General features: G+C 59.7%; 12 protein-coding genes. 8 read left to right on the plus strand and 4 right to left on the minus strand.

Annotated elements, in window-relative coordinates; translation table 11 throughout:
* Positions 1-46 precede the first annotated feature (46 nt).
* On the plus strand, positions 47-733 hold the full coding sequence (locus AC1DNI_RS16720; RefSeq protein ID WP_477692653.1) for a DJ-1/PfpI family protein: 687 nt from the start codon (positions 47-49) through the stop codon (positions 731-733).
* Positions 734-859: 126 nt separating this feature from the next.
* A complete protein-coding gene (locus AC1DNI_RS16725) occupies positions 860-1,852 on the plus strand; it encodes an alpha/beta hydrolase family protein (RefSeq protein ID WP_477692654.1) in 993 nt (330 codons plus the stop codon).
* A 22-nt stretch (positions 1,853-1,874) separates the two neighbouring features.
* Here AC1DNI_RS16725 and bspF read toward each other — a convergent pair whose 3' ends face one another.
* The 3 genes from bspF to secA all read right to left on the minus strand — a co-directional run bounded on the left by bspF (position 1,875) and on the right by secA (position 7,458).
* Complete coding sequence (gene bspF / locus AC1DNI_RS16730; protein WP_477692655.1) at positions 1,875-3,161, minus strand: type IV secretion system effector crotonyl transferase BspF; 1,287 nt, start codon at positions 3,159-3,161, stop codon at positions 1,875-1,877.
* Positions 3,161-4,582 carry a lipopolysaccharide biosynthesis protein gene (locus tag AC1DNI_RS16735; RefSeq protein ID WP_477692656.1) on the minus strand — a complete coding sequence of 474 codons (1,422 nt, stop codon included), beginning with the start codon at positions 4,580-4,582 and terminating at the stop codon, positions 3,161-3,163. The genes bspF and AC1DNI_RS16735 overlap by 1 nt, the downstream gene beginning before the upstream one ends.
* A 149-nt stretch (positions 4,583-4,731) precedes the next feature.
* Positions 4,732-7,458: a preprotein translocase subunit SecA gene (gene secA, locus AC1DNI_RS16740; RefSeq protein WP_477692657.1), complete on the minus strand. Its 2,727-nt coding sequence runs from the start codon at positions 7,456-7,458 to the stop codon at positions 4,732-4,734.
* A 266-nt stretch (positions 7,459-7,724) separates the two neighbouring features.
* Between secA and AC1DNI_RS16745 the strand changes: the two genes are divergently transcribed.
* The 5 genes from AC1DNI_RS16745 (at position 7,725) to AC1DNI_RS16765 (ending at position 11,584) form a co-directional block, all read left to right on the plus strand.
* The gene (locus AC1DNI_RS16745; RefSeq protein ID WP_477692658.1) at positions 7,725-8,648 is read left to right on the plus strand and encodes a peptidylprolyl isomerase; all 924 of its coding nucleotides are present in this window, start codon (positions 7,725-7,727) and stop codon (positions 8,646-8,648) included.
* 77 nt (positions 8,649-8,725) lie between these two features.
* Positions 8,726-9,967, plus strand: a complete 1,242-nt coding sequence (argJ, locus tag AC1DNI_RS16750; RefSeq protein WP_477692659.1) for a bifunctional glutamate N-acetyltransferase/amino-acid acetyltransferase ArgJ — start codon at positions 8,726-8,728, stop codon at positions 9,965-9,967.
* Positions 9,968-9,994: 27 nt separating this feature from the next.
* The gene (locus tag AC1DNI_RS16755; RefSeq protein ID WP_091948488.1) at positions 9,995-10,750 is read left to right on the plus strand and encodes a GNAT family N-acetyltransferase; all 756 of its coding nucleotides are present in this window, start codon (positions 9,995-9,997) and stop codon (positions 10,748-10,750) included.
* A complete protein-coding gene (locus AC1DNI_RS16760; protein WP_153667254.1) occupies positions 10,743-11,159 on the plus strand; it encodes a (deoxy)nucleoside triphosphate pyrophosphohydrolase in 417 nt (138 codons plus the stop codon). Before AC1DNI_RS16755 ends, AC1DNI_RS16760 begins: the two co-directional genes overlap by 8 nt.
* 80 nt (positions 11,160-11,239) lie before the next feature.
* The gene (locus AC1DNI_RS16765; RefSeq protein ID WP_477692660.1) at positions 11,240-11,584 is read left to right on the plus strand and encodes a hypothetical protein; all 345 of its coding nucleotides are present in this window, start codon (positions 11,240-11,242) and stop codon (positions 11,582-11,584) included.
* Between the two features lie 3 nt (positions 11,585-11,587).
* Here the strand turns inward: AC1DNI_RS16765 and AC1DNI_RS16770 are convergent, their stop codons facing one another.
* Positions 11,588-12,478, minus strand: coding sequence for a methyltransferase domain-containing protein (locus AC1DNI_RS16770; RefSeq protein ID WP_477692661.1), 891 nt, complete (start codon positions 12,476-12,478; stop codon positions 11,588-11,590).
* A gap of 62 nt (positions 12,479-12,540) precedes the next feature.
* Between AC1DNI_RS16770 and AC1DNI_RS16775 the strand changes: the two genes are divergently transcribed.
* The gene (locus tag AC1DNI_RS16775; RefSeq protein ID WP_477692662.1) at positions 12,541-13,320 is read left to right on the plus strand and encodes a ComF family protein; all 780 of its coding nucleotides are present in this window, start codon (positions 12,541-12,543) and stop codon (positions 13,318-13,320) included.
* Positions 13,321-13,375: the final 55 nt, after the last annotated feature.

Raw genomic sequence — 13,375 nt, forward strand, 5'->3', positions numbered from 1 at the left:
AAAGTCTGATGTCGTAAACTGCCAGAAGTCAATAAGGAGTTCGCCCATGTCTTATCGCTTTGGCTTTCTTGTTTTTCCAAATGTCCAGCAACTCGATCTCACCGGTCCTTATGAAATGTTCGCCTCTGCCACGGGTGCGCAGATGCACCTTGTCTGGAAGGACCTCGCCCCGGTTCGCTCGGCAACCGGCCTCATGCTGACGCCGACACATACGCTCGCCGATTGCCCGCAGCTCGATGTGATCTGCATACCGGGCGGGGCGGGCGTCAACGCGTTGCTTCTGGATGAAGACGTGCTGCAATTTGTGCGCGAACAAGCTGCTGGCGCGCGCTACGTCACCTCGGTCTGTACGGGGGCACTCGTCCTCGGCGCTGCAGGACTGCTAAAGGGGAAGCGGGCGACAACGCATTGGAATGCAGTCGATTATCTCGCCCGTTTCGGCGCGACCCATGTCGAGGCCCGCATCGTCAAGGACGGAAATCTCATCACCGCCGGAGGAGTGACCGCAGGGATCGATTTCGGGTTGGCGGTCGTTGCAGAACTCATGGGGCAGCAGGAGGCAGAACGCGTCCAGCTTTCGCTCGAATATGATCCGCATCCGCCATTTTCCTCCGGCACGCCCCGGCAGGCTTCGCCGCAGCTCCTCGCGTTGGCGAGGGAGCGCATCGCTCCGTCGATTGCAGCGCGCGAGGCGATTGTCGCCGAGTGGGAGAAGCGGGCGGCGACGGTCTGAAGTATCGCGGCAATTTACACGGCGTGATTGTAACGCATTGAAAATGCGAAGCTTTTCGAATTGGCGATTGAGGAATGGGAACGTCCGGACGTATATTCCAGGTAAATGTCCTGGAGATTGCAGAGATTGAACGATTATTCCAGATGCCTTAGTTTCAAATCGCTTCGCCTCGCTGTGGCGGCACTAACTGTTGGTGTACTGGCATCCGCCGCCGCTGCCGCGCCGGAACGTCACGAGACGAAGCGGCCAGACGGCAGCACCATCAACTGGTACCTCGACAGGCCGGAGAATGCCAGAGCTGGCATCATCATCCTCGCGCAAGGCTCGGGATGCCAGTCGGCATTGGCCAGCAAGAATCTGGCTGTTGCGCGCGAGGCGTTTCCCGGCTTCGCCGCCCTCATGGTCGACAAGTATGGGGTTGGTGCGGGGGATGACCCCGCCGACCCGTTCGACAAGGGATGTTCGGAGGCGTTCCGTGCCCACCACACGATGGGACAGCGCGTCGCGGACTATAAGCAGGTTTTGGCGCCGCTCCGCGACGAGACCTGGTGGGACGGCAAAATCGTCCTGTTCGGAGGTTCCGAGGGAGGCGGTGTCGCCGCCCGCCTTGCTCCGGAAATCGATGCCGACGCGGCCGTTCTCCTATCGACGGGAGGCGGCGTTACATTCGGTGAGATGGTGCGGCAGTCGATCATGGATGACATGGCGCGGAATGCGGTTCCCAAGGACCAATGGCCGCCAGTCGATGAAGCTTTCAGAAAGGCGCGGGAGAACCCCCAAAGCAGCGAAGTGTGGGCTGGGTCGAGCTATCGCTTTTGGGCTGACGCCATAGATCGCCGCCCTGTGGATGCAATGCTTCTGTCGAAGTCCGCGCTTTTGCTTATCCAGGGTGGCAAGGACGATTCAACGCCTGTCGCCAATGCAAGATTGGTGGCGGATCTCTTTGCAAAAAATGGACGGTGCAATCTTACATACTGGGAATTTCCGAGCTTCGACCACGGAATGGTGGATGTGGACGGCCGAAACCGGATGTCAGAGGTCCTGTCGCTGAGCGCCGCATGGGTGAACATCCAGTTAGCCCAAGGCAGGGCGGCGGCGTCATGCGCCGCGCCCAAGTAAGCGCCGGCCGGCATCTACCAAACTACTTCCGCCGGGTGAAATCCCGTATCCGCTCGCGCAGGGCGCGGGCAAGGTTCTGGGTGCGCCGGTAGAGGTGGAGTTGCGACGCCGCCTGGCGTGCGGCGCGGTCGGCTCCGGGCGTCAGTCCGATCACCAGCGTCCCGATCAATTCGCGCTCGCGGAAGAGGCGGGAGGCGACGGGGTGGTCGGGGATGGCGCAAGAGTCGGTCCGGTCGATGTTCGGATCGTCGAGGTGGTTCTTCAGCATCTCGATCATCAGGAGCACCCCTGGCGAATAGGCGCCGAGGCTTTCATCGTATGCGGTCTTCCAGGTCCAGGCTTCGCCGGCTTCGACGAAAACGACGAGGACGGCGATGGTCTTGCCGTCGAGTTCAAGCGCGTGGATGCGCGCCAGATCTCGTCCTGCGAGGTTGTTGACGGCTTCCCGGGCAAAGGCGGCGCGGAAACGATCGACAGCCATCGCCGAGGCGCGCTGGCCCTTCCAGCCGCTGGTTTCAAGGGCCAGAAACTCTTCGAGCTTCAGGCGAATGTCTTCTTCGCTGCGGCTGACGGTGTAGGTCAGCTTGCCCTTTTCGGCGAGGCGGCGCCACAGGCGCCGATATTCCTTGGCGTGGCGGGTGCCGATGGCCTCGCGCAGATAATCGTCGCCGTCGAGCTTGCTTTCGATGAAGGGGCGCTCGACCTCGTTGACGGTTTCGATCGTAAGGTCGCGGTCCATGGCAACCGAGCGGATCAACTGCGCAACCGGCCGGTTGAGGAGCATGTCGGGCAAGACGAGGATCTGCGGCAGCTTCAAATGCTTGCGGCCGAGCATGTCGAAGAAATCATTGAGCACGCCGATCGGGTCGTCGCGGTCGATCAATGGCGTTCCCTGCGGGCCAAACGACGTCGCCCAGCCGCGGATGATCGAGGCCGACAGGGCAAAGCCGGGCCTTTCGATCGTATAGGGCATGACGAAGCGCAGCCGGCTCTTGGCGTCGTTTTCGTCGCGCACGACCATCAGGCGCACCTGCCTGTCGTCAAGGCGAGGCATGGCGGGAGCCAGGAAGCGCGGATTGAAGAAGATATTCGGCTCGACGGTGCGGTAAGTCAGGTAGTCGAGTTCTTCGAGAAGTTCGAAGCCTGCGGACGCCGAATAGACCGAGAGCTTGCGCGGCACGCCTCGATTGCCGAGCGATTCCTCGATCTGCTTTGCCGCATCGCCCGGATTGTCGAAGCCGGAAAGCTGCGCAATGATCTGTGCGGACGGGCCAGCGGCCAATTCTTCGAGAAGGGGTGTGGCTGCCATCAGATCTCTTCCTTGGCGGGCTTGGCCTCAGACCTGCCGGCAAAAACAAACATTGTTATGCCCAGGCGATAATAGACGGTCAGTGACAGGGTCGCCGCTTCAAACACCATTGAGAATGCCGTGGCGCAGGCGGCGCCCGCCAGGCCATAGATCGGGATCAAGAGCATGCTGAGACAGATGTTGACGACAAGCGTCACTGCGTAGACCGTCGCGCAGATGTTCTGCCGGCCGGCCATATTGAGAAGGCTCTCCGCCGGGCCGACCGATGCACGGGCTACGACGCCGATCACCATGATGAAAAGCAACGGATAACCATCGGTGAACTGTGCGCCGAAAAGGTAGAGAAGCGGCTTGCCGGCAATGAGCAGCAGCATCGCCATGGCGAGAGACGGCCAGAAGGTCCAGCGCGCCGTATCGCGGGCGAATTGCCCGAGCTCCGCCTGGTTGTGGCTCTGCGTCAGCTCGGAATAGCGTTGCGCCGCCCCGGCCTTTACCGAAAAATAGACGAAATGCACGAGCGCCAGAAGTTTCACCGTGGCGAAATAGGTTGCGACTTTCTCGGGATCGAGGAAGCGGCCGACCATCAGGACATCGGCATTGGTCAGCAGGAAGAAGAAGCCTTCGACAAGGAAAATCGGGAGTGACACCGCAAACCAGTGGCCGAACTCGATGGTCCTTGGGCCGGGTTGGACCACCGCCTTGAACCGGTGCCGGACAACCAGGAACTGGAACAGGCTCGTCGCATAGGTGGCGATGATCGCCGAGATGATGGCGGTCATCGCGGTCGGGGCAAAACCCGTCACATGGCCGATGCTCATGACGATGAGGGTGAGGATGGGGCGGACGATATAGGTCGGGGTGAGGGCGACAAGCGCCCACGAGCGCGAGCGCGCCGTGCCGTCGAGCGTATCGCCAAGTGCAATCATAGGCAGGCAGATAAAGCCCGCGATAAACGGCGCGACGTAGTAGGATTCAATCCGGTCGCGGAGGAAATAGACGCCGGCCGCACCGATAAGCGCAACCAGGGTGGTAAGGCCGACGGCAAACGTCTTGCTGGTAAAGAGAATGCCGCGCAGATGGTTCAGCTGGCCGCGCTCGAGATATTCCGGGACAAAGCGGATGACTGTGGTCTGGAAGCCGAGGCAGGAAAGGTTTCCAAGGATGACCACTGTCACCCAGACGAGCACGAAAATGCCGTATTCGAACTGGCCCATCCAGCGCGCGAAGATCACCTGCGAAATCAGCGCGATCATGGCGCTGAAAATGCGAACGGAAAAAGCGATAAGCGAGACGCGCTGCGCAACGGCATGCTGGTTCGATCCGTCGAACAGCTGGTCGAGGCGTAAAAGCCACGGATTAAGCTGCTCCGACAGTCGTTTTGGCAATAGAAGGTCTGCAGTTCGTACCGCAGAAATTCGCAAAGGCCGCTCCACTTGTTCAACCCTGGGTATTAGTCCGTAAACGTTTAGAAACGGTTCGGAATGTCAACGCCCCGAAGGTGTGCGCTCACAGGAGAAAAAAGGCCGCGTGGTGAGCGCGGCCCTTTTCATAAGTCATTGATCGGGCGACTTCAGACGAAGGCGCCGTGGCAATGCTTGTACTTCTTGCCGGAACCGCAAGGGCAGGCCTCGTTGCGGCCGACCTTGCCCCAGGTCTTCGGATTGTTCGGATCGCGGTCGGCGGGGTCTACCACCCGAAGATCCTCCTGCACCGCGAGGACGCTGCCTTCGCCAAAATCATCTTCGCCGGTGAAGCCGTCGATGTGATGGCCTTCCATGACCGGGAGCGCCGGTTCAGGGGCGGCTGCGGCTTCGCGCACGAGTTCGACACGCATCAATTGCGAGGTCACGTTCTGGCGAAGGTTGACGAGCATCGTCTGGAAGAGCTCGAAGCCTTCGGTCTTGTACTCGTTGAGGGGATCGCGCTGCGCATAACCACGGAAGCCGACGACCGAACGCAGATGGTCGAGATTGACTAGATGCTCGCGCCAAAGCGCATCGAGCGACTGGAGGATTACCGACTTCTCGACATAGGCCATGATCTCGGGGCCGAATCGCTCGGCGCGATCCGCCGCTGCCTTTTCGACCGCCTCGGTCAGGCGCTCGCGAATGTCGTCCGGCGTAATGCCGTCCTCGAGCGCCCATTCGGTGACGGGCAGGTCGAGATTGAGGATGTTGCGGACGTCCTCATCGAGCTGCTTGATGTTCCACTGCTCGGCATAGGCGCCTTCCGGCGTATGACGGGCGAGAAGGTCGTCGATGACGTCCTCGCGCATTTCCCTGGTGGTCTGGCTGAGATCGGTGCCATCCATCAATTCGATGCGCTGTTCGAAGATCACCTTGCGCTGATCGTTCATCACGTCGTCGTATTTGAGAAGGTTCTTGCGGATGTCGAAGTTGCGCGCCTCGACCTTCTTCTGCGCCTTTTCGAGCGCCTTGTTGATCCAGGGGTGGACGATGGCCTCGTCCTCCTTCAGGCCGAGCTTCTGCAGCATGCCGTCCATGCGCTCGGAACCGAAAATGCGCATGAGGTCGTCCTGCAGCGACAGGAAGAACTTCGAGCGGCCTGGGTCGCCCTGACGGCCGGAACGGCCGCGCAGCTGGTTGTCGATGCGGCGGCTTTCATGGCGTTCGGTGGCAAGAACGTAGAGACCGCCGGCGGCAAGCGCCTTTTCCTTCAGCCGCGCAATATCGGCGCGGATTGCGGCCTCCTTGGCGGTGCGCTCGTCGCCGGACGGCATGTCGTCCAGTTCGGCCTTGATCCGCATGTCGAGATTGCCGCCGAGCTGAATATCAGTACCGCGACCGGCCATGTTCGTGGCGATGGTCAGCGCACCCGGGACACCCGCCTGCGCGACGATGAATGCCTCCTGCTCATGGTAACGGGCGTTCAGGACTTGAAAGTCCTTGAAACCTTCCTTGCGCAGGCGTTCGGCAAGCAGTTCGGACTTCTCGATCGACGTCGTTCCGACGAGGACCGGCTGGCCCTTGCCTGTCGCTTCGCGAATGTCACGGATGATGGCCTTGTATTTCTCCTCGACGGTCCGGTAGACCTCGTCGTCTTCATCCTTGCGCTGGACGGGAAGATTGGTCGGAATTTCGGTGACTTCGAGGCCGTAGATATTGGCAAACTCTTCGGCTTCCGTCGAAGCGGTACCGGTCATGCCGGCGAGCTTCTTGTACATGCGGAAGTAGTTCTGGAAGGTGATCGATGCCAGCGTCTGGTTTTCGGGCTGGATCGTCACATGTTCCTTGGCTTCGAGTGCCTGGTGCAGGCCTTCGGAGAAACGGCGGCCCGGCATCATGCGGCCGGTGAATTCGTCAATGATGACGATTTCGTCGCCGCGGACGATGTAGTCCTTGTCTTTCTGGAACAGTTTGTGGGCGCGCAACGCATTGTTGACGTGGTGCACCACCGCGACGTTCTCGATGTCGTAAAGGCCTTCGCCCTTGAGGTGGCCCGCATCGCGCAGCAGATTTTCGAGCTTCTCGGTGCCTTCTTCGGTGAAGATCGCGGTCTTCTGCTTTTCGTCGACCTCGTAGTCTTCCGGCTTAAGCGGCAGGATGAATGTGTCGATTAGATTGTAGAAGTCGGAGCGGTCGTCGAGCGGACCGGAAATGATGAGCGGCGTGCGCGCCTCATCGACGAGGATCGAATCCACTTCGTCGACGATGGCGTAGTTGTGGGGCCGCTGCACCATCTGCGCGCGCTCATACTTCATGTTATCGCGCAGATAGTCGAAGCCGAGTTCGTTGTTCGTGGCGTAGGTGATATCGGAATTGTAGGCCGCTGCGCGTTCCTCGTCGTCGAGACCATGAACGATGATGCCGTACGTCAGGCCGAGGAAATTGTAGACCTGGCCCATCCAGTGCGCGTCACGGGTTGCAAGGTAGTCGTTCACAGTCACGACGTGAACGCCCTTGCCCTCGAGGGCGTTCAGATAGACGGGCAGCGTCGCAACCAGCGTCTTGCCTTCACCCGTACGCATTTCCGCAATGCCGCCATGGTGGAGCACCATACCGCCAATCAACTGCACGTCGAAGGGGCGCATGCCGAGGACACGCTTGGCCGCCTCGCGTGCAACCGCGAATGCCGGTACCAGCAGGTCGTCGAGCTTGGTGCCTTCGGCGAGCTTCGCGCGGAATTCCGCGGTCTTCGCCTTCAGTTGTTCGTCGGTAAGTGATGACATTTCCGCTTCAAGCGCATTGATTTCCTCAACGCGAGGTTTGAAGCCTCTGACACGGCGCTCGTTCGAGGAGCCGAAAATCTTGCGGGCAAGGCCGCCGAAACTGACCATCCCTGGTCCTCTCTAATCCGTTTTGCCAGGAAACCCGGCATTTAATGGCGCCCGCCGCCCGCATGAAGCATGCCTGTTACAATACGGACACCAAGCCAAATCTATAAGCGTATGGTTGCCAAGCTATCTGGACGCAAAGCCGATGGACAGATAAGAGGGGTCCCGAATTATGTCAATGTTGAAGCAGCAAGCGATTGATCGCTTCGCCATAGCAAAATTCTGCCGCATTCCTAGCACGTACCGGTCCTTCCGAGGAGAAATTGACCATGACGCATATACGTAAAACCCTTTCATTGATGACTGCTGCTTTGCTTTTGACCGGTGTTTCCACTCTGGCCATTGCTCAGGACGCAGGAAAAACAGAAGCCCCGAAGCCCGATGCGACCCAGGCAGAGCCCGCGAAAGTCGATCCGAACAAGGTCCTTGCGACCGTCAACGGTGAGAAAGTTACCGTGAAGGACGTAGACCAGATCGCCGCCGATCTTGATCCGCAGTTTTCGCGCCTTCCGGAAGAGCAGCGGCGTTTGGCCGCTCTTGCCGCGATCATCGACATCAAGTCGCTGGCGGCAAAGGCGGAGTCCGAGAAGCTCGACCAGACACCGGAATTCCAGGCACGCCTTGAATTCCTCAAGGATCGCGCGCTTCACAACGACTATTTCAAGCAGCAGGTCGTCGACAAGATCACCGATGCCGACATCCGCGCTCGCTACGACAAGGAAATAGCTGCCATGCCGCCGCAGAATGAGGTGCGCGCGCGCCACATTCTGGTGAAGACCAAGGAAGAAGCCGAAGCCATCATCAAGGAACTCGATGGCGGCGCATCGTTCGAGGACGTTGCCAAGGCCAAGTCGACCGATGGTTCGGCGGCCCAGGGCGGCGATCTCGGCTATTTCGGACCGGGCCAGATGGTGCCGGAATTCGAAAAGGCAGCCAATGAGCTCGAAATCGGCAAGTATACCAAGGTGCCGGTGCAGACTCAGTTCGGCTTCCACGTGATCAAGCTCGAAGACAAGCGCGTGCAGCAGCCGCCGGCATTCGACCAGGTCAAGGAGCAGGTAAAGTCGATCCTCATTCGCGAGCGTTACCTTGACCTCGTCAAGAAGGACCGCGGCGACTTGAAGATCGAATATGGCGATCCTGAAACCGAAAAGGCCATGAAGGCTGCCATGGAAGCGCAGCAGCAACAGTAATTGATAGGGACCCGGCGTTCATGCGCCGGGTCCCAACGTCCTCCCACATTGTCAAAAGCGCTTTTCGAGGTCGCCCAATGTCTACGTCTGTCTCGCCGCTGGCACCGAAACACTATCCTGCCATGCCGGATATCCATGGGGTCAGGATCGCCACTGCCGAGGCCGGAATAAAGTACAAGGGCCGTACCGACGTCCTTATGATCGTCTTTGACAAGCCGGCAGCGGTCGCCGGCGTTTTCACTAGGTCGAAATGTCCATCTGCCGCGGTCGATTTCTGCCGCGACAGCCTCGAAGGCGGGAAAGCGCGCGCGGTTGTGGTCAATTCGGGCAATGCCAACGCCTTTACCGGCAAGAAAGGCCGCGAATCGACCAAACTGACTGCGGCAGCGGCAGCAAAGGCCGTGGGTTGCAAGACAGGGGAAGTGTTTCTCGCTTCTACGGGCGTCATCGGCGAGCCACTGGACGCGGGCAAGTTCAGCCATCTCCTTGCTGATATGACGAAGAAGGCCGTGCCCGGCTTCTGGCAGGAAGCCGCAAGTGCAATCATGACGACCGATACATTCCCCAAGGTCGCGACGGAGACGGTCCTGCTTGGCGGCGTACCGGTCACCATCAACGGCATCGCCAAGGGCGCCGGGATGATCGCGCCTGACATGGCGACCATGCTGTCGTTCGTTGCGACCGATGCCCCGATCGAGTCGGATGTGCTGCAGAAGCTCCTGTCGAAGTCCGTCGGCAAGAGCTTCAATTCCGTTACCGTCGACAGCGATACATCCACTTCCGATACGCTTCTGCTGTTCGCGACGGGCTCGGCAGCCGAACGCGGCGCCGAGCTTGTCACCAGGGTCAAAGACAAGCGGCTGAAAGATTTCAAGAAGGCGCTCGACCGGATCCTCAAAAACCTCGCCCTGCAGGTCGTTCGCGACGGCGAGGGGGCACGCAAGATGCTTGAGATCAACGTGACTGGCGCAAAGTCCGACGGTTCGGCCAAGCGCATTGCTCTATCGATCGCCAATTCGCCTCTCGTCAAGACCGCTGCCGCAGGCGAGGACGCCAATTGGGGCCGTATCGTCATGGCCGTTGGCAAGGCAGGCGAACCGGCCGACCGCGACCGCCTTGCCATCTGGTTCGGCGACATTCGCGTTGCCCGCGACGGTGAACGCGATCCGGACTATTCTGAAGACGCAACCTCTGATTACATGAAGAATGAGGATGTCAAAATCCGAGTCGATATAGGCCTCGGCAAGGGCAAGGCAACTGTTTGGACCTGCGACCTGACGAAGGAATATGTCGCCATCAACGGCGATTATCGCAGCTAGGCGGGCTTGCTCATACAAGGATAGCGAATGCAACTGGCGAAGATCAGACAGATTGAGGCGGTTGGATTCAGGGCTTGGCCAGCGTCCTCGGTTCATTACGATGGAAGCTGGGCCATTCGCATTACCGCGAGTCATCCCTCGAAACGGCTGAATTCGGTCAATCCGCTCGATCCCGGGGATGTTGCCGATATGGAAAATCGTGTCGCGCGCGCAGCGCAGCGCTTTCGCGCCTATGGCAGGCCGCCAACGTTCCGGCTTTCGCCGCTGGCGCCACAGGAACTCGATACCTATCTTGAAAGCATAGGTTGGGCGCGCTTCGATGAATCGATGGTCATGGTTGCCGATCTCGCGCATGTCGATGTCGGCGACGCCATCGATCAAATACCGCTCAAGGACATCGGCAGGTTCATCGATGCTTCGATCAAGGTCCAGGGAGATGATCCTTCAGTGAAGCCCGGCCTTTTCGAAGTGATCAGCGGAATCAAACCTTCAAAGGGGCTTTTTGTAATCGAGGAGAACGCGGAACCGGTCGCAACGGCGATCGGCGTTCAGGACGGAGCTCTCGTTGGCCTGTTCAACATCAGCACCGCAGCCGAGCGCCGGCGCGCCGGACTTGGGCGCGCGATCGTGCGCTCGGCACTGAAGTGGGCCGAACAGCATGGGGCAAAAAAGGCCTGGCTGCAGGTCGAGGTCGAAAATACCGCCGCGATCGGACTCTACGAACAATTGGGGTTCAAGGAAGCCTATCGTTACGTCTACAGGCAGGCGCCCGATCATGAGTGAGCGCGTATCGCACCCGATCCTTCTCGTTACGGCCTGCGCCCTTGTTGACGCCGATGGGCGCGTGCTCCTGACCCAGCGCCCTGAAGGCAAATCGCTGGCGGGGCTCTGGGAGTTTCCCGGCGGCAAGGTCGATCCGGGTGAAACGCCCGAAGAGAGCCTTATTCGCGAATTGCATGAAGAGCTTGGCATCACGGTCAAGCCAGCTTGCCTCGCGCCGCTTACCTTCGCGAGCCATACCTATGAGACTTTTCACCTCTTGATGCCGCTGTTCATCTGCCGCCGCTATGAGGGTATTCCTCGTCCCATGGAAGGGCAGGCGCTGAAATGGGTAAGGGCAAAAGACATGCGCGACTATCCGATGCCGCCTGCCGACATACCCTTGATCCCGTTTCTGATCGATCTCCTTTGAACACAACTGTAAATTGCCAAGTCTTCCAAGTGTTAATGAATCCTTCACCTGATTGAGCGACTTTTAGCCGAATTGGGGCAATGAAGTTCAGGTGGGGCATGGCGCGCAAGGAAGACTATCGCGAGGATGAACCGCGGCTGTCAGGTACGCTTATGAATGCGGGTACCGGGTTGCTGCGCATCACTTTGCTATTCGGTTCGGCCGCCATTGCGCTGGCGCTGATCATAGCGCCGCTGGCCGATCGCGGGTCGCAATCCGTCGTCGATTATTCCGCCGGCCGGTCTCTCGACGAGATGGCAACCGGCTCCATCCGCAAGGACGAGCCGGCGACGAAGACCTATACGATTCACCGCAGCGTATTGCAGCGCTCGCCCAATGCGGTTTGCATTATAAAAAGCGACGGCTCGCAAAGCGGCGACTGCTGATCGCTATTTCTTCTCGAGGTTTTCGACGCTGGTGAGAAAATCCGCGAGCTTGGCCTTGGCCGAGCCTGGTTTCAGCGGCTTTTGCTGCGACTCATGTGCGGCCCACCCGGACATCCAGATGAACGAGAACGTCGCCCTTATGCGCCCGTCCGGGTCACTGAAGCGTTCCGCGTAAATTTCCGCAACGCGCGCGAAGAAGCGCCGCGACACCGGCTTACGCGAACGCCCGAGGAGAACGTTCTGCATGCCCATGGCCCGCAAATCGCGCATCAGGTGAAACGCCGTGTCGTATCGGACCGTATAGGTTTCGATATCCGTGACCGGCAGAGTGAAGCCGGCCCGCTGCAGCAGTGCGCCGACATCGCGCACATCCGCAAACGGCGCGACGCGCGGGGATGCGCCGCCATAAATTTCACTCTCGGCCGCGAGCAGGCATTCGCGCAGTTCGCCAAGCGTGTTCTCACCCGCCATGGCACCAAGGAAGAGGCCATCTGGTTTGAGGGCGCGCCTTATTTGCAGCAGCGTGCCGGGCGTATCGTTGGTCAGGTGCAGCGAAAGCAGGGATATGATCAGGTCTATGGACCCGGCCTTGAGCGGCAAGGCCTCCTCGTCGGCGACAACTCCGGGAAACGACCGATCAAGAAAGCATGCATCGTGTTCAACGCGCAAGATGCTCTCGACCTTGCCCGAGCGCAGCAGAGCCTGCGCCCCGAGGCCATTATGGCCAGCGAGATCGACCGCCACATCGAAGCGGCGCTCGACAGCCGAAAGACGTTCTTCGAGATCATCGGCTGCCCGCCCAAGCAGAAAATCGGCGGAGCTGCCGTGTTGGCGCAACGCCCGCAGGCGCCGTTTCAGCAACAATGCCCGATCGAAAACCTGATGCCGTTCCATTCCGAATTTCTCTGATCAATGTATAGTCAACGGGTAGATGCGTCGCCTTGGAACGAATTGCAATGAAAACCCGAGCGGAAACCTTCAAGCAGACGGCGCATGGGCTTGCGAAAGGGCTGACACGCCAGTTTGCCACGCTGTTGTTTCCGCCGGTGTGTTCGGGCTGCGAGCGGCTTGTCGCGGAGCCCGGCAGTCTTTGCGGTGCATGCTGGGCCAAGGTTCGCTTTATCGAGAAGCCCTACTGTCCTGTTCTCGGGACGCCATTCAGCCACGACCTTGGCGCCGAAATCCTGTCCGCGGAAGCAATCGCCGATCCGCCGCCTTTCGAGCGCGCCCGTTCGGTAGCCGTTCATGAGGGCGTTGTGGCCGAGATGGTGCAGGGGCTGAAATATAATGACCGAACCGATCTCGGACCATGGATGGCCCGCTGGATGCTGCGCGCCGGCACCGAACTGCTGGAGGGTTGCGATATTATCGTGCCGGTACCGCTCCACGCGCGGCGCTTCTGGTTTCGCCGGTTCAATCAATCGGCCGAACTCGCCCGGCATGTTGCGCGTCTTGCCGGCAAGACGTTCGATCCTGATGCGCTCAAACGTGTGAAGCGGACGCGCCAGCAGGTCGGTCTCGGCTCGAATGCGCGCCGGCTCAACATGAGCGGCGCCTTCAAGGTGCCCGAGGCGCAGGAAATCAAGGTCCGGGGCCGGAGCATCCTTCTCATCGACGACGTCTATACAACCGGGGCCACCGTGAAGGCCGCGTCACGCGCATTGCTGCGCGGGGGTGCGTCAAGGGTCGATGTTCTCACTTTCAGCCGTGCGCTAGCAAAAGAATTGCCCATCTGACGGCGAGATGTCGCAAAGTTCAGGTCTTTCCGCGTTGATTTTTCATGCCTATATA

This window comes from Phyllobacterium sp. 01N428, assembly GCF_056399405.1.